General features: G+C 67.9%; 17 protein-coding genes, 1 tRNA gene and 2 pseudogenes. 10 read left to right on the top strand and 10 right to left on the bottom strand.

The window, feature by feature from the left end; all coding sequences use genetic code 11:
• Window positions 1-286: 286 nt before the first annotated feature.
• Window positions 287-1,093: a hypothetical protein gene (locus AB5J49_RS20395; RefSeq protein WP_369170047.1), complete on the bottom strand. Its 807-nt coding sequence runs from the start codon at window positions 1,091-1,093 to the stop codon at window positions 287-289.
• Window positions 1,094-1,293: 200 nt separating this feature from the next.
• On the opposite strand from AB5J49_RS20395, the gene AB5J49_RS20390 reads away from it, so the two are divergent.
• The 6 genes from AB5J49_RS20390 (at window position 1,294) to AB5J49_RS20365 (ending at window position 4,256) form a co-directional block, all read left to right on the top strand.
• Entirely contained in the window at window positions 1,294-1,728 is a 435-nt protein-coding gene (locus AB5J49_RS20390) for an Asp23/Gls24 family envelope stress response protein (RefSeq protein WP_369170046.1), read from the top strand.
• A 38-nt stretch (window positions 1,729-1,766) separates the two neighbouring features.
• Complete coding sequence (locus AB5J49_RS20385; protein ID WP_369170045.1) at window positions 1,767-1,994, top strand: hypothetical protein; 228 nt, start codon at window positions 1,767-1,769, stop codon at window positions 1,992-1,994.
• The gene (locus AB5J49_RS20380) at window positions 1,991-2,437 is read left to right on the top strand and encodes an Asp23/Gls24 family envelope stress response protein (RefSeq protein WP_369170044.1); all 447 of its coding nucleotides are present in this window, start codon (window positions 1,991-1,993) and stop codon (window positions 2,435-2,437) included. Before AB5J49_RS20385 ends, AB5J49_RS20380 begins: the two co-directional genes overlap by 4 nt.
• Entirely contained in the window at window positions 2,434-3,123 is a 690-nt protein-coding gene (locus AB5J49_RS20375; protein WP_369170043.1) for a DUF6286 domain-containing protein, read from the top strand. Before AB5J49_RS20380 ends, AB5J49_RS20375 begins: the two co-directional genes overlap by 4 nt.
• Before the next feature lie 10 nt (window positions 3,124-3,133).
• Window positions 3,134-3,727, top strand: a complete 594-nt coding sequence (gene amaP, locus AB5J49_RS20370; RefSeq protein ID WP_369175203.1) for an alkaline shock response membrane anchor protein AmaP — start codon at window positions 3,134-3,136, stop codon at window positions 3,725-3,727.
• Window positions 3,728-4,085: 358 nt separating this feature from the next.
• On the top strand, window positions 4,086-4,256 hold the full coding sequence (locus AB5J49_RS20365; protein ID WP_369170042.1) for a hypothetical protein: 171 nt from the start codon (window positions 4,086-4,088) through the stop codon (window positions 4,254-4,256).
• 259 nt (window positions 4,257-4,515) lie between these two features.
• Here AB5J49_RS20365 and AB5J49_RS20360 read toward each other — a convergent pair.
• The 4 genes from AB5J49_RS20360 to AB5J49_RS20345 all read right to left on the bottom strand — a co-directional run bounded on the left by AB5J49_RS20360 (window position 4,516) and on the right by AB5J49_RS20345 (window position 8,398).
• Window positions 4,516-4,588 (bottom strand) — tRNA-Arg (locus tag AB5J49_RS20360).
• Between the two features lie 219 nt (window positions 4,589-4,807).
• Window positions 4,808-6,322, bottom strand: coding sequence for a hypothetical protein (locus AB5J49_RS20355; RefSeq protein ID WP_369170041.1), 1,515 nt, complete (start codon window positions 6,320-6,322; stop codon window positions 4,808-4,810).
• The gene (locus AB5J49_RS20350; protein ID WP_042177200.1) at window positions 6,319-7,233 is read right to left on the bottom strand and encodes a hypothetical protein; all 915 of its coding nucleotides are present in this window, start codon (window positions 7,231-7,233) and stop codon (window positions 6,319-6,321) included. The genes AB5J49_RS20355 and AB5J49_RS20350 overlap by 4 nt, the downstream gene beginning before the upstream one ends.
• Before the next feature lie 220 nt (window positions 7,234-7,453).
• The gene (locus AB5J49_RS20345; protein ID WP_369170040.1) at window positions 7,454-8,398 is read right to left on the bottom strand and encodes a hypothetical protein; all 945 of its coding nucleotides are present in this window, start codon (window positions 8,396-8,398) and stop codon (window positions 7,454-7,456) included.
• 191 nt (window positions 8,399-8,589) lie between these two features.
• Between AB5J49_RS20345 and AB5J49_RS20340 the strand changes: the two genes are divergently transcribed.
• Window positions 8,590-8,928, top strand: a complete 339-nt coding sequence (locus tag AB5J49_RS20340) for a helix-turn-helix domain-containing protein (protein WP_042162974.1) — start codon at window positions 8,590-8,592, stop codon at window positions 8,926-8,928.
• Window positions 8,929-9,138: 210 nt separating this feature from the next.
• Here the strand turns inward: AB5J49_RS20340 and AB5J49_RS20335 are convergent, their stop codons facing one another.
• Together AB5J49_RS20335 and AB5J49_RS20330 are read right to left on the bottom strand one after the other, a co-directional pair.
• Window positions 9,139-9,798, bottom strand: coding sequence for a hypothetical protein (locus AB5J49_RS20335; RefSeq protein ID WP_320590713.1), 660 nt, complete (start codon window positions 9,796-9,798; stop codon window positions 9,139-9,141).
• A gap of 916 nt (window positions 9,799-10,714) precedes the next feature.
• Window positions 10,715-11,338 carry a hypothetical protein gene (locus AB5J49_RS20330; protein ID WP_369170039.1) on the bottom strand — a complete coding sequence of 208 codons (624 nt, stop codon included), beginning with the start codon at window positions 11,336-11,338 and terminating at the stop codon, window positions 10,715-10,717.
• Between AB5J49_RS20330 and AB5J49_RS20325 the strand changes: the two genes are divergently transcribed.
• The 3 genes and pseudogenes from AB5J49_RS20325 (at window position 11,337) to AB5J49_RS20315 (ending at window position 12,660) form a co-directional block, all read left to right on the top strand.
• Window positions 11,337-11,894 (top strand): hypothetical protein, encoded by a 558-nt coding sequence (locus AB5J49_RS20325; protein ID WP_320590715.1) that lies wholly within the window; start codon window positions 11,337-11,339, stop codon window positions 11,892-11,894. The two genes, AB5J49_RS20330 and AB5J49_RS20325, sit on opposite strands and share 2 nt — an antisense overlap.
• A gap of 126 nt (window positions 11,895-12,020) precedes the next feature.
• A complete protein-coding gene (locus tag AB5J49_RS20320) occupies window positions 12,021-12,275 on the top strand; it encodes a hypothetical protein (RefSeq protein ID WP_320590716.1) in 255 nt (84 codons plus the stop codon).
• Window positions 12,185-12,660, top strand: a pseudogene (locus AB5J49_RS20315) (hypothetical protein). Before AB5J49_RS20320 ends, AB5J49_RS20315 begins: the two are co-directional and overlap by 91 nt.
• Here the strand turns inward: AB5J49_RS20315 and AB5J49_RS20310 are convergent.
• The 3 genes and pseudogenes from AB5J49_RS20310 to AB5J49_RS20300 all read right to left on the bottom strand — a co-directional run.
• Window positions 12,599-12,849, bottom strand: a pseudogene (locus tag AB5J49_RS20310) (transposase); the annotation flags it as partial. The pseudogenes AB5J49_RS20315 and AB5J49_RS20310 overlap by 62 nt on opposite strands.
• 410 nt (window positions 12,850-13,259) lie before the next feature.
• Entirely contained in the window at window positions 13,260-13,454 is a 195-nt protein-coding gene (locus AB5J49_RS20305; protein WP_369170038.1) for a hypothetical protein, read from the bottom strand.
• Window positions 13,455-13,827: 373 nt separating this feature from the next.
• Window positions 13,828-14,604, bottom strand: a complete 777-nt coding sequence (locus AB5J49_RS20300) for a GTP cyclohydrolase I FolE2 (protein ID WP_042176403.1) — start codon at window positions 14,602-14,604, stop codon at window positions 13,828-13,830.
• Between the last annotated feature and the right edge of the window lies 1 nt (window position 14,605).

Genomic DNA, 14,605 nt, shown 5'->3' with positions numbered 1-14,605 from the left:
TCTCTCCGAAGGGGGCGGATGGTCAGGCGCCGCCTCGGAAACTCTCTCCGAAGGGGGCGGATGGTCAGGCGCCGCCTCGGAGTTGCTGAGACCGGGCCACAGGCAGGGATGCGCTTTGGCCGTTGCGGATGCACATCGCGCGACCGCGGAGCAGGGACGACGTCGCTCTCCGCATGCGGGTTCCCTGTCAGGCAGGTCTCACACCGTGGCAGGTCAGGGCTGGCGGAGTGACGGCCGCGCGCTTTCAGGGAAGAACCGGGAAGGTCGGGGGAGGGGGGTCGGCTGATCACTGAGGGGCACTCATCACGGTGACCGGCGAGGTCTGTCGCCAGGGCGCGGTTTCCGTGATGAGGACGGCGACGGTGGCCGGGCCCGGGCTGTGAGTGGTGGCTGCCTCGGCTACCGCCTCCCGGACGGCGCGGGCGACTTTCAGTGGATGGTGTCCGGGGCCGACCGCGAGGTGAACCTCGATGTGTCGGCCGGGTGGATCATCTTGGTCCTCCACCCTGACCGGGCGGCTGCCCAGCATGGCCGTGAGGCGGGCTACGCCCGGCACACCCGTCGCGACGTCCGCCAGCTCCCTGGCGAGTCCGCGCATGGACCCTGTTCCGGTCACCGGGGGCGAGTTCCGCGCGGCCGCAGCTTCCGGCGTGGGCCTCATGGCCGTCGCCGCGGTCCGGGACGTCATGCCTGCCTCCGGGACCTCACGGAGATCCGTTACGCGCAGGTCAGCCGTCACCGTGGCCAGCCCGAGCTGTTCAGTGGCCGCGCCCAGCAGTGTGCTCCTCAATTCGTCGGCGGTCTCCGGCAGCGGCCGCACGAGGGATGCGGTGAAGGCGGCCTCGATGGTGAGCGGGCCAGGCGGTAGCGCGCTGGCCGGCGGACGGACGGACGGCTCGGACACGGGTTGGAGCGGCGCCGACCCGATGCGCAGGGACTCCAGTCGGACACCGGGGACCTCGGCGGCGGTGCGCCCGAGGGCCTGGACGGCCGCTTGCTCGGTGATCCACGTCCCGTCGTGGGGCCCGCCGAGCGGGAGCAGCCGGCCCAGGCCAAGCCGGCTTCGTACTGCCTGCGTCCACGCCTCGGTCACTGGCCACTCACCCTTCTTCTCCACGGCCGCGGTTCTCTTCCCGCCGCGTTTTGCCCGAGTGTCCTTGAGAGCTCGGGGCCGGGCCTCGGGCCACTCGTCGGACCACCCCGTCTCACGCTCTACAGACGGGCAAAAGGTACTAAAAAGAATATAATCCGAGTAATGGGTTATCTGTGGCCTCGCGAGGGAGGAATATCCCGATGACTGAGAACACCGGCGTCAGGCTCGGCGCTGCGCCCGGTTCCCGAGGCCGGACGACCGTCGCCGATGTGGTGGTGGAGAAGATCGCCGGAATGGCGGCACGGGACGTACGCGGCGTCTATGCCCTGGGCAGCGGATTCGCCCGCTCGATGGGATCCATGCGGGAGCGGATGCCCGGCGCCGGCAGCGGCAAATCCGCCACGCGCGGGGTCAGTGTCGAGGTCGGGGAGCTGCAGGCGGCCATCGATCTGGAGCTCGTCGTCGACTACGGCGTCTCGATCACGGACGTGGCCGGTGAGGTGCGGGAGAACGTGATCGCCGCGGTGGAGCGGATGGCGGGCCGGGAAGTCGTGGAAGTCAACATCATGGTCAGCGACGTGAAACTGCCGGACGACGAGGAGGACGAAGGGGAGGAGCGGCAGCGGATCCAGTAGCCGGAGCGGAGCAGCCCGCTTGAGTGAAGGAGCGCGAAATGAGCAGGGGCGTGGTGGGCTTGATGGCCGGAATGGCGCTGGGTTTCGCCGCGTATTTCGGTGACTTCTGGGCTTTCCTGCTGGTGCTGGGGCTGGGCGTCGTCGGTCTCGTCATCGGGCGGTTCATGGAGGGTGATCTCGAACCGGGCGACTTCGTCCGCCGCCGGGACCGGCAGGATCGGATCCGCGACGACCGGCGACAGGCTCGGGGAGACTGGCGGCGGTGAGCGGGGAAGCCGATGAGCGTCCGGGCGTCCCCCGCGGGGAGCGCGGGGCGACCGCCGTCACCGACCGGGTCGTCGCGAAGATCACGGCCCGGGTGGCGCGCGAGGCGCTGAGCCGGTTCGCCGAGTCGGCCGGCCACGTACCACCCGGCCACCGGACGCCACACGTGAGCACATCCGTACGGCGGGCGCCGGAACGGACCGGCGCAGGACGGGACGCCGAGTCCGCCGCCGGACGGCAGGCGGTGCTCGGCGAGGCACGGCTGCACATCACCGTCGAGCTCGGCTATCCGTCCGACATCGGGGCGCAGTGCGCCGCGGTGCGCCGGGAGGTCACCGAGCGGATCAGGGCATGGGCCGGCATGGAGGTGTCCGACCTCGTGGTCTCGGTCGAGCAACTGCACTCGGCGCATACGCGGCACACGGACCGGGAGAGGGTGCGATGAGCGCGAACACCTCGCGGCAGCCGACCGGTGACAGTGACCTCTCCTCCGGTCCGGGACAGGCGGCTCCGTCCGCCGACGGCACCCCTGGGACGGCCGGGGGCGCCACGAAGGTGACCGACGGATCAGGCCGGTCGGCGCACCGTTTCTGGTCGGCGCGGCGGATTCCCGCGGCCTTGGCAGCCCTGCTGTCCGCCGCGGCCGTCGGATTTCTCCTGTACGACGTGGTCGCGGTGCGGGCAGGCCGGAATGCGATGCGCTGGCGGCGGCGGCTCGCCGAGGAACTGGCCACACGGCCCCTGGACGACGTCTGGATGATCGTCGGGGCCGCGGTCGCGATGGCCCTCGGCCTGTGGCTTTTCCTGCTGGCGGTGACGCCGGGACTGCGCCGGCTGCTGCCCATGCGGGAGCCCACCGGTATCCCCGGGACAGAGGACGTCCGCGCCGGGCTCGACCGCCGCGCGGCCGCCCTGGTTCTGCGCGACCGGGCCATGCAGGTGCCCGGTGTCCAGTCGGCACAGGTCGCTGTCGGCCGCCGGAAGGTCAAAGCCCGGGCACGGGCACACTTCCGCGATCTTGAGGAGGTCCGCTCCGACCTGGACGCCGAACTGGGCGAAGCCGTGACGTCCTTGGGCCTGGCCCGGCAACCCACACTGGCCGTGCGCGTCCGGCGCCCCAAGAAGGGCTGAGGTGACCCTGATGCTCAAGACGGTGAACCGGGTGCTGCTCGGGCTTGTCGGCCTCGGACTGTTCGCCCTGGGCGGCGGCGTGCTGCTGGGCGCACTGGACCTGCAGCGCCACTGGGATTTCGACGTGCCGGGCTGGTGGCCCTTCCGCGGGCCGGACGATGTGGTGCTGGGCGCCTGGGGACGCACCCGGTGGCGGGACGAAGGCTGGTGGTGGGCGACCGTGATCGCGGTGCTCGCCGTGCTGCTGGCCCTGCTGCTGTGGTGGCTCCTCGCGCAACGCAGACACCGCCTGGACCGGGTCCTCATCGACAGCGAAGACAGCGCGCCGGCCCGGCTCAACGGCCGCACACTGGAGAGGGTCATCGAGGAAGAGGCACAAGCCCTCCACGGGGTCTCACGCGCTCACGTCCGGCTGACCGGCCGACGTACCGCTCCCACCGCGCGCGTGCGGCTGCTGTTGGAGCCTCACGCCGATCCAAAGCGGACTCTGGGGCAACTGAGCCGCGAAACACTCGCACACGCACGAGACTCGGCCGGCCTGGACCGCCTCCCCTCGAAGGTCCGACTCCGGGAAGCCCGCCACCGCGCCCAACGCGCCACCTAGGACCCCCTGGGCCAAGCCTCATGGGGGTACCGGCCGCGAGGTGTCCCGAATTCCTGGAACCCGAGCGCTCTGGCACACGGAGGATCAAACCGACAGCACGCTGCCTGGCGCACTCGCTTCGCTGACGGCGTGCGCGAAGACACCTTCCTTGGTTGTCGTCGGCATCATCCTGAGAACCCTGGGGTCGGTGGGGCACGCCGTCGGCGGAGGCCGCCACCACCCTGGTGGCGGCCTTGTGCGCCGGGGCCGTCACGTATCACCCCTCGGCCGACGCGACATCGAGCACAGGCACAGCGTGTCCTGCCGTAGCCGAGAGAACACGCAGATCTCGCACGGTTCCTTCAGGAGGCATCCCGTCATGGTCCTCTTCCTGATCCTGCTCATCGCCGGAATCGCTCTGGTCGCCATCGGCGCGGCCGTCGACGGCATGTCCTACCTGATGTCCATCGGCGTACTGCTTCTCATCGTCGATCTGCTCTACCTGGCGGCCCGCTCCATCTGGCGCTCCACCCGGCGCCCGGCCCGCTGACCGGCTCCCGAAAGCCCCGGACCAGTCCGGACCTGACAGCACAACAGCCAGGCGCAACCGTTGGTGCACTATGCACCCGGCGCGGTTCAGCGGCCTTGAGCGCACGAAGCCCCTGGAGGGCCCTTGGGTTCTATAGATGGGTGAGGCTTGTGCATGATCGCGTGGGGATGTGGCATCCATGTGGCATTCGATCATGAGAGAGGCCCCCCGTTCGAATAGAACGAGGGGCCTGTAACCCTCTGACCTGCTGCGCAGTCTGTGCCCCCGGCAGGATTCGAACCTGCGACACCCGCTTTAGGAGAGCGGTGCTCTATCCCCTGAGCTACGAAGGCAGGGATCTGTCGGAAAACGTGTCTAAAACCCGGCGCGAATGGCGATGGGCTTCAGGCCTGCTGCCGACAGGGCGGACAGACCGGTGAGGTCTGGGCCACCGCCGACAGTGTAGCGGGTCAGGTGAGATCGGCGTCGGTGTCTGATCACTGGCTCCTGGGTTGTGGGGGTTGGGGCACCGGAGCGTGTGCTGAGCAGACGGGCCCGGGTGAGGCGCGGTTTCAGGTGACAAGAGCAGCCGCCTGGGGGTGCATGACCCGTGTGACGGAGTTGTTCAGCCAGGCATAGCCGATGTAGATGAGGAGGGCCCCATTGGCTCCGTACGCGGGGACCCTTTTATGTGGGTAGCTCTGGTCGAATCGTGAATGTGTGGATTCGCTGTCCTGGCGGAACCCTTTGAGGCGGCGGCCTGCGGGTGTGTCGGGCGGGACCTGCCGGAGATGTTCGGTGCGGTTGAAGCGTTTCTTGCCTGTGGTGGGATCGATCTGGCGGTCATCTTCCGTTTCATCGACCGGGATGCGGAGCGTGTGGTCTTTGGCGCGGCACGGGATGGTTAGGCGGTGGTAGTAGCGGGTCCGCTTTCCCTGGCGGCACTCGAGTTCCTCGACGGGGAGCGGCGTGTAGTGGGTCTGCCCATCGACGGTGATGTGGCGTTCACAGACCCGGGCCTCGGCGACGTAGAGATCGTGTTTGCAGGGACCGTCCTGGTAGCGCTCCAGGGACTGTGGTGGGAGGCCTGAGTGCTGGGGGGTGAAAACAAGCAGGCCTTCGGCGATCAAAGGGGCGCGGTGGGTGCCGCGGAGGGCCGCGTCGTAGGTGGCGGCTCGTAGGCCTGGAGCACGGGTGAGGATGTGCTTGACCAGCCCGACGAAGGCGGCGCCTTCGGCTTCCCGTTCCGGGTCTTCTTCTTGGGATCTGTGGCGGATGGATTCCAGCGCCAGGATCACGCGGCTGTGGGCCCGGTTGGCAAGGCGGACGCCCACGGAGAGGAATTTGTTGCCGTAGACCTGCCTGCCGCCGCCTTCTGTTGTGACGCCAGCGTCTTCGTCGACTCGGTGGGTTCGAATCTCACCGGTGGTTTCGTCTACGGTCTCGTGCTCGGTGTGGGAAGAGGGTGGGGCGGCGACGGTGGCGTCGCCGTGCAGGACCTGTTGGCGCTCGGGGTAGATGCGGCTGGTGCGCTTGCCGGACTCCTTCATCATTCCGTGGTCGAGGGCCTGTTGAATCCACAGGTCGCGGCTGATGTCGCGGACCGTTCCGTGGGCAGGTTTGAGGTGCTTGTGAAAGTAGTGGTTCCAGTTGCTGCGGGAGGGCCCGGTGGGCCTGAGGGCGTCGGCTGCTTCGTCTCCTTGGTGGGCCCGGACTGCTCGGCGTACGGCTTCCCACCAAAGAGGGCGCTGGAGGTGGCTGGCGGTGGAGCGGGCAGAGCCGAACAGTGAGATTGAGCAGAGGAAGATCAGATAGACGACGGGCGGGTAGTGGGCGGGGCGCCCGACCTTCTTCGGGCCGGGCAGTGCGGTGGCGGCGGTATAGAGGTCCGGATTGTTCACCAGGTACTCGAATCGTTCGTCCTGGGCGAGCGGAGGGGCTTCGGGGCCTTTGGGCGGCGGCCGGTCGGTCTTGGCGCCGAAGGCGTCGTCGGGGATGGCGCCGTAGATGTACGTGCGCTGGTCCCTCTGCCCTTTTGCCTCGGCTGTGACGGGCCGTTTGGCCGCCGTTACCTTGCGTCGACTCACGGGGAGGCCTTCCCGTTCTGCCAGGCGAGGCCGGCCAGGCCGGCCGCGGCATCAAGGGAGGACAGGCCCAGGCGGCGAGCGACCTCAGACAACTGGCCGGTCTGGTGCAGGACCTGCCGGGCGACGTAGCGGGTGATGTCGCGGGGCTCGACCTTGCGCTTACGGGTGGCGAGTCCGGCATTGCGGGCGATGTCGTTGAAGCCAGCGCCGACACTGGCCTGGGCGCCGTACCGCGAGGATTTCGTGCTGGTGACCAGCCGGTGCGGACCGTGCCCGGTGCGCTCGAGGCGGGCGGCGCGCAAGCCCAGGACGTAGACGCCCCACTCATTGAGTGGGCAGGTGCGGGGGTGGGTGCGGGTGCCGCCAGCGGTGCTGACTTCGGCTGCAGGCAGGTCGAGGTCGGTGGTGGTGGCTGCTGCGGTCTCCGCACTGTTCAGTCCCGCAAGGAGGAGCGCGAGGAGGGCGGCGTGCCGGGTTGCGGGCATGCCGCGCTCGGCGTGGAACTGCAGGTTCTCGATGTCCCGTCTGGTGAGTCCGGCGCCGGAGTTACGAGGGGCGCGCTTGATCGGCGGAGAGTCGAGGAGCGGTGCCGCCCTGGTCATATCCAGGGCTCGGGCGTGCGCGAAGAGGGAGGCGATCGCGGAGCGGCGCTGGCGGCGGGTGCTGTTCCCAGGGACCAGGGTGATGTTGTTGCGGCGGTCGCGGCCGGGGGCGGAGATGAACGTCTCCGTCAGGTCTCGGGTGACATCGTCCATACGGCTGATGTGATGGGCGTCGGCGTAGCGGTGGAAGCGTTCGCTGACCTGGATGTATAGATCGACGGTCTCGATGCTCATCTCGCCTGCGGCGGCCTTGTGCAGCCAGAGTCGGCTGACTTCCAGGAGTGCCTCTTTGATCGTTGCCCTAGTCACGGTGGGCTGCCGGGGTGAGCGGGTTCCGGGCGGGTGAATCACACGCGCTGTGGGGCGCGGGCGCGCTACGGTGGACGCTGTTCCTCGCCTTGTGTGAGGGCATGCCGAAGCCCCTTCCTACGCGGCCTCGCCGCGCCGGTCGTGGTGACGGTGGAGGTCCGGCAGCACCAACCCGGCCAAGGGATAGTGGGCGCTGCCGGACCGTTCTTTTTGGGGAGGCTTATGAGACGGGGCGCCCCCGGAGTTTCGCGGTGAGTGAGGCCACCGCACGCAAGTGGCCGTGCAGAGCGATCACTTCCTCCTCTGTCAGACGGGTCAGATCCGCCAGAAGCACCGGCGGGAGTAGCAATGCGAGTAGATCGTCATCCGCGACCGCGGATCCGGGATGCGGGCCGGTCGCGGAGAAGCGTCGTGGGGCCGGAACCGTGGCGGCCTTGTACCTGTCCGAGTCCCGCTCCCCGGTCGTGCCCAGCCCGGTATCCCCTGTAAATGGAAGTTCCGGCTCGCTCGAGGACGTGCCGGGCAGGGGGGCTTCCTCGTCTGGGGCATTGCTGGCGGGCGTGCCCTGTGGTCCGGGCACTTCCGGCACCTCGGTGAATGCCACGTCGGCGGCCTTGGGATCTGATCGCTCCTCTGGGACGTAGGCGGCGCCGTCGTACCAGTTCAGAAGTCCGTCGTCGCCGGGCACCACCATGCCCACGGACACCAGAAGATCCAGAAGAACGTGTGCCTGCCGGATCCGATTCTCAGTGGCCCGCGCGGCCAGAAGTAGCTTGGCGACCAGGCCCTCGCGTGTGACGGGGCCGTGCCCCAACCGCTCCCGCATGGCGCGCCCGAACCACTGCCCCCGCCACACGCCACGCAGGGCCTCCAGCCCCGCTTCCTCGCTCCTGGCGAAGGCGCGTGCCACTGCACGGCCTTTCCGGCTCGGGAGATACATCGTCTGCCGGTGCGCCTTGACCAGCAGCCCTGTATTGACGGCGAACACGGGGACTAGCCCGCAGTTCTTCGCGGAAAACCCGGTGGCCTCCGCCAGTTGGGCAGCACCCACGGGCGCCGTCGACATGCACGCCGCCTTGATCACGGCTACCTGCTGATCGGCTCGCATCTTGCGCGTGGGCATCAGCTTCTCGTCGGCCGCCAGCAGGGAACGCCCCGTCGTCACGGCCCCTCACCTCCACTTCGTTGAGCAATCAAATGTCGAACCGTTCTGGTCGCGGACATAGGCCTGACTACACCAGCTTCCTGCTGCTTGAATAGCATCCATGGGCGAGGTGCGCATGTCGGTGCACCGTCCGTCACACTGGTCGCGTGCCTGGAGGAACAAGACGTGGAAAGAAGCCGTGGGAGTACGCCATGGCCGGCGCCTGGCCGTACGCGATGATGGGCGGTTACCGCCCCGCCCAAGTCGGCCAGGCCATCGCCCGGGCACTCGCGGAAGCAATGGAACGCAAGGGGCTGAGCGCCAACGCGCTCGCCGCGGCCTCGGGGGTCAACCGACAGGTCATCACTAACGTGCTCACTGGCTCGACATGGCCTGACCTGCTCACTGTGGCCAGCCTTGAGGAGACGTTGGGCGAGATGCTTTGGCCCCGCCATGTGGACTGGCCAAAGGACGAGAACGGAGTCCGCCACCAGCCGTTGCCGCCCGAGACGTGCCGTGACGACGGGGAACGTGGATCTACCCCGCGCTGACTGCCTCGGATGAATGTGTGAAGAGGACATGCCTGTCCGTTCTCCCGATAGAGGGAAAATGGCCGGGCACTCCTCTTCGCGCGAGCAGAAACCCGCTAGCGTCAAGGGTGGCGGCCAAGCCGCGCTGGAGACCGCCGCCCCGCGCCTAGGCGCTGGCCTCTACACCTTGGCCGGGCGTGGGGCGGCGGTCGCTCATGTGGACGCGCTCGTCTAAGCAGCCTCCCAAGCGGCGGCCAGCCGGAACACGCACCGCCGGCCGTCACCTTCGCGCCGCTTGTGCAGCACCTTCCGCCGGGCAAGAGAATCCAGCAGGGCCCGCGCGCGAGCGTGAGCAGTCGGCTCCTGGCCGGCGTCGTGGCCCTCCAGTCGCACCGCGATGTCCTTCGGGGTCCAGCCCCGGTCCGGTTCAGCTGCGATGATCTTCATCACTGCGACCGACCGTTCGCCGGTGATCCGGACGGCCGTTTCTTCAGGCTCCAATGTGACGGCAGCTGAGGTAGCCGGGGCCTCTCGCTGCTCGGTCGCTGCGGCCGCGGAGTGGGGCGCAGCAGCTTCATCAGGTTCGGGAGCGTCAGGAACGACGCGCAGTCGAGTCTGGGTGTGCCCACGTGACTGGCGCAGACCTGTCCCCTTTTCCACGGCTGCCCGGAATGCTGCGAGGACTTGCTCTGCCTTGTCACGGTCAGTAACGGCCAGAGCCCGTTCGGCGCTGATCTGATCCATCTCGGCCTGGAGTGCCTCGATACCCGCTGCCAGGCGGGCCAAGTGTTCGTCCTTCGACGCGATGACAGCATCGCACTCTCGGAGCATCGCCTCCATGTCCTTGGCAACCCAGTCCGCGGACGCATTGAGGCCATCGATCGGGCTCATGGCGACACCTTAGGGGGACCGCGTTTGCCCCGTCTGCCCAAGAGGGTCAGGAGCACACAAACGAGTGCAACCTGATCAGCCACTGGCGACGGCTGCTCGATGTGCATCACAGGAAAAGGGCAGGTCAGCTGACTCAACTCTGTTGATTCAGCGGGAACCTGAAGACAGACGCCTGCAGTACCGCCAGCCCACATAAAGGTGACGCGCAGGGCCGATACACGGGCACTACCGCAGGGTCCGCGGGAAGTCTGCAGGGCTGTGTGAACCGCGCCCCATAATGCGTTCTGATGGACACGAGCGGGCGCAGACCGCGGCCACGGCGGCTTCAGCGTAAGGCACTTCAGACCGCTCGACTGTTACGCCGGGAGACTGGTTCCCGAGGGGCCCAAGCTTCAGGAGACGACGAGCTCCCAAGCCTTAGCTTGTTGTTTAACCACAGGCGTTCGGCGAGGTCGAGGCAATGGTGACCTGAGCGGTCCAGGACCCGGGTTCCCGGGGCGGATCCCAGGTCACGTTGACGCGTACTTTGTGGAAGTCATGTGCGAGTCCTATCACCATGGTCGCCGCGGCGGCCCGTGCCTCGGCTGGGCCAGCGGTGACCGGAACGTCGGCGAGATGCCCGCAGAGCATCCCCCCTGCCGCGGTGAGGGCACTGTGACGCCAGCCTTCTGGCGTCGTGAGCAGGACGATGCCCTTCGGCAGGCTGGTTCGATGACTGGCCCTGTTTCTGCTGATCAAGGCCCCTACGGGGCCCGCACCGCCCGACCGCGCTGCATCCCTTCCACACTCCCCGACTGCCGGACGCAGTCCGCAGGCCGGGAACGTGAAGAGGACGCGCTGCGCGCGGCGACCGCAAGAGACACCTGCCCCCGCAGCCGTCGGACACGCAGCGCAAGACGACGCCCCGGACCGGACATCACGGTGCGAGGAAGACAACCCTGCTGCGGTCTTCCTGCATCCGGGCCACCCGGACAGCAGCGCCGAAGGCGATGCCACGGAAGTACTCCGCCTTCACCTGCTCGACCGGAATGATGTCCTCCTTCGCCGCAGCACTCAAGTGCGCCTTGACGCCCTTCTCCCACGCGACAGCCGACACGCAGGGACGGGAGATCCACGCGTCGAAAAGGACCGCCTGGGCGATCTTGGCCTCGCCCTCATGCGCCATGATCCGCTTCCGGACCTGCGCTTTGTCCTCCTTCTTCGTCCGGCCGACCTTGACGTACGACAGCTTCGAGCACACGGACCGGAAGAACAGGACGTACAGTCGGTCACCGACGACGTTGAGCGAACCCCCCTTGTACTCCAGGTCCCTCCACGACTGGTGCCGTACCGCCGCGACGACCTCCGCGGGCGGCAGACGCCCGGTGTCGAAGTAGTCGCCCAGCAGTACCTTCGCCGTCATGGAGTCCAGGTACGGGTTCCTGTACTGCACGTTCAGCCTCGTCGCCGGCAACGCCTGCTGCTCCCACTGCGGCGCATCGGCGCCGGATTGCTGCTCGTCGCCGAAGTACTGCTCGGTGTAGAGGTCCTCTTCTCGCATGTCCGAGATTGTGGTGCGGCAGCGCCGCCGGCAGAAGAGCACCTCGGCCAAGGGTCACCTGGCGGATACCCGTCCCGGCAAAGGCGATGCCCCCTACAGTGCTCCCATGGCCTATGACGAAGAGACCGGGACCATCCGAGACGTGTTCGTGGTGGAACGCCCGGCTGGGACGAGCCTCTCGGATTCGAGCAGTCCCGGGGGGATCAGCGCCCTCCTGCGGGACGCCGCTAACGTGCTCGCTGGACACGCCGTGCTCTACCCGGCCGACGCCCAACTCGACGAGATCAGGGCTGAGGCGAGGGAAGAAGGCCGTCAGGAAGGCGTCGCGAACGGCGCGGTGATCGGCGTCGCCGCCACCGTCGCCGTCGCCGCGCTCGGTGCCGTCGCCGTGAAGGCCGCGCCGCACATCAAGAGCAAGCTCAACGGCCTCAGGTCGAAGCTGAACCGCAAGCCCGAGGACACCGCCGAGACGGGCCCCCTCCAGGCCGTGCCGGAACCGCCCGCCACGAAAGACGAGGAGCCCCCGCGCCGAGATCGGCACCTGCGCGTGGCGTGAGGGCCCCTGCGGACCACCTGCCGCATGTGCTCTCGCGAGGCAGAGCGGGTCCATAGTCTGTCGGGCGTGATGCCGACTCACCGAGGACATGCTGCACACCGTCCTCGCCGCGCGCTCGGCGAGTCCGTGGAGCGGATTCAGCCCGACCTGATCATCCCCACCGGCAAACGCAAGGGACACAGCCCCTCCGTCGCCAGCATCTACCGCGCCCTCGCGGAACACAAGAAGGCCCAGGCGTATCCCGAAGCCGTCGAGGCCGCGCAGGCCGACTTCACCGCGCTGCGCCAGCGATCGGCAACCTCGCCCACCAGCGCCCGGCCGAGCTGGAGCGGGTGCGGGCGTCCCTGTCCGACGCGGAAGAGGTGCTCAGGTGCCGGGTGATCGGCCTGGAGCAGTATCTGGAGGCGGTGGCCGAGGAGGCTGCGCCCGCGGCGGCGGGCGAGGGGGTGTCGCTGAGGAAGCCGGGGGGACCGCGCCGGGCGGTGCCGCACCGGCAGAACGCGGCCGGGGTCGAGGGTTTGTCGGTGGACTACCAGGCGTTGGTGGCCGCCGCTGGGGAGGCGGGCGGCGACGGGCTGGGTGCCCGGCGGGCAGCGGTGGTGCTGGGCTGGGACAGCGCGTCCGCCTCTCGCGTCGAGGGAGCGAGGGCCCGGCTGAAGCGGCTGGTGGAACGGGGCTGGCTGGTCGAGGAAAACCGGGCAAGTTCACGCTGTCCGCGCCGGAGCAGGACGCTGCTGATGCTGGGCGGCCAGGCGGCTGGTCATGAGCGTGGTCATCGACCACAGGATGAAGGTCTCGCTGGTGTCGGTGCGCCGCTCGTAGTCACGGACCAGACGCCGGCTGCGCAGGAACCAGGCAAAGGATCTTTCCACGCCCAACGGTTGGGCAGGACCTGAAAGCCTGTGACATCGTCGCTGCGGCGGACGACGTCAAGAACAACTCCGAGGTGCGCCGCGGTCCAGTCGGCGAGCGTAGATGCCGCCTGAGGCGGCATGAATGCCGAGAAGAACCTTGGTCAGCCAGGCGAGCCGCACCGTGCGGTCGAGGGCACCGCTCACTCCAGGCGTAGTAGCCCGACTCCGCGAGATGCAACATCTGGCATGTCCGTTCCCCGCAGTGCCCCTCGCCCGCCGTCACGCGGGTGACTCCGAACCGTGCTTTGAGGAAGTCCCCTCGCCCAGAAGTTCTGGCCCGGCGGCGGATGGCCAACTCCGTCCCCGGCTCCGGAGGCTGCTTCTGCCTCATGGAACGGCGCTGGTTACAGGCTCTATCGCAATTCGCTGAGTTCGCCCCGTTCACAAGTGGTCCATGGCCTGGCGCTGATCACTGCGCCAGGCCATGGACAGGTAGAGCAGGCCGAGAAGTTCAGAACAGGAACCAGTAGTTCCCACCCGCGACACCAACGGCAACGGCCAGGAGCGTGAGGAAGCCAGGCGAGACCGACAGGGACACGAACAGGTTGAAGTGCTTGCCGATGGTCACGCGCACGCATCGGGGCGTGCCTGCGAGTTGAACCTCGGAAGTGACCAGGCCGTCCTTCTGGCTCTCGGTGGCAGACATGTCATGCTGGTGGTTCATGGGTAACCCCCTTCGCGGTGGGGCGTCGCCGCTTTCGTGGCCTAGGAACCTGATGACGGCGACGCCCCCACTCACCTCCACCGCTTGTGCAGAAGAGGACAAAAAGGGGCCCCACCATGGCATGCCACGGTGGGGCCCCTTAACGTTACTGCGACGTTAGCGAGTTACCGCTGAGTAGGTCAACTCAGCGCCCACCTGGGGGAGTTGGCGCCGCTCCTGGCCAAGACTCTCGACTCCAACGGTCGTAGGGTTCAGCCCTCCTTGGCGTTGGCCAGACCGCTGGTTGGTGCGACCCGGACGGTGAGCCGCCGCCTTGATCGTTTTGTGGTAGGGGGCTGGCACCGCCAGTGGTGGGTCAGGGGTGGTTGTAAGTGAGGGTGGCGATGGCGTCGTGGCTGTGGATGCTTTCCAGGTTCTTCGCGCGGATGGTATGCGTAAGGCCTTTTTGCCGACAGGTAAGGCTTATGTCACGGACGATGTCTTCGACAAAGACGGGGTGGTCATAGGCCTGCATAGTCACGACACGTTCGTCGGGGCGCTTGATAAGGGGGATGACGGGGGCGGAACCGGCGCTGCGCAGCAGGGTGACCATCTCGTGAACGTGCAGGGGGTAGGGAGTGTCAGCGGCGCCGGTGACCTCGAGGGTGATCTCGCTGCGCTGATTGTGGGCGCCGTAGTCGGAGATGGCCTTGGAGCAGGGGCACAAACTGGTGACGTGGCTGGCCACTGCCGTGGTGACGGTGCATCCAGAGTCATCGATGTGACCGGTAACCGTGAGCTCGTGTGTCTGCCAGGACTCCTGGCCGCTGGCGGGAGCAGTCACGGTGGTGGCGACGGGTAGTGAGCATGTGAGCGTGAGAGCCGGGGCGTCCAGCAAGGTCAGCCCGCGCTTGAGAGCGATGGGCAACTCCTGCGGGGTGAGGGTCGCTACGTCCTCGTGGACGAGGGCGATCATGCGGCTCATGTGGGTGCCGCGCCGGTCGGCCTGCAGGCGGACGGTGACGGCGATGTCGGCGATGCCGTGCTGGCGGGTGTGGCCATCATCGAAGGTGATGGGGTAGCGCAGGCCGCTGATGCCGACCTCGTCGATAGGGATACCGCGGCCGTCGGGCTCGTTTTGGATGTCGTGCATG

It is taken from the genome of Streptomyces sp. R28, assembly GCF_041052385.1.
Lineage (GTDB): Bacteria > Actinomycetota > Actinomycetes > Streptomycetales > Streptomycetaceae > Streptomyces.
This window is presented reverse-complemented; position numbering and strand designations above follow the sequence as displayed.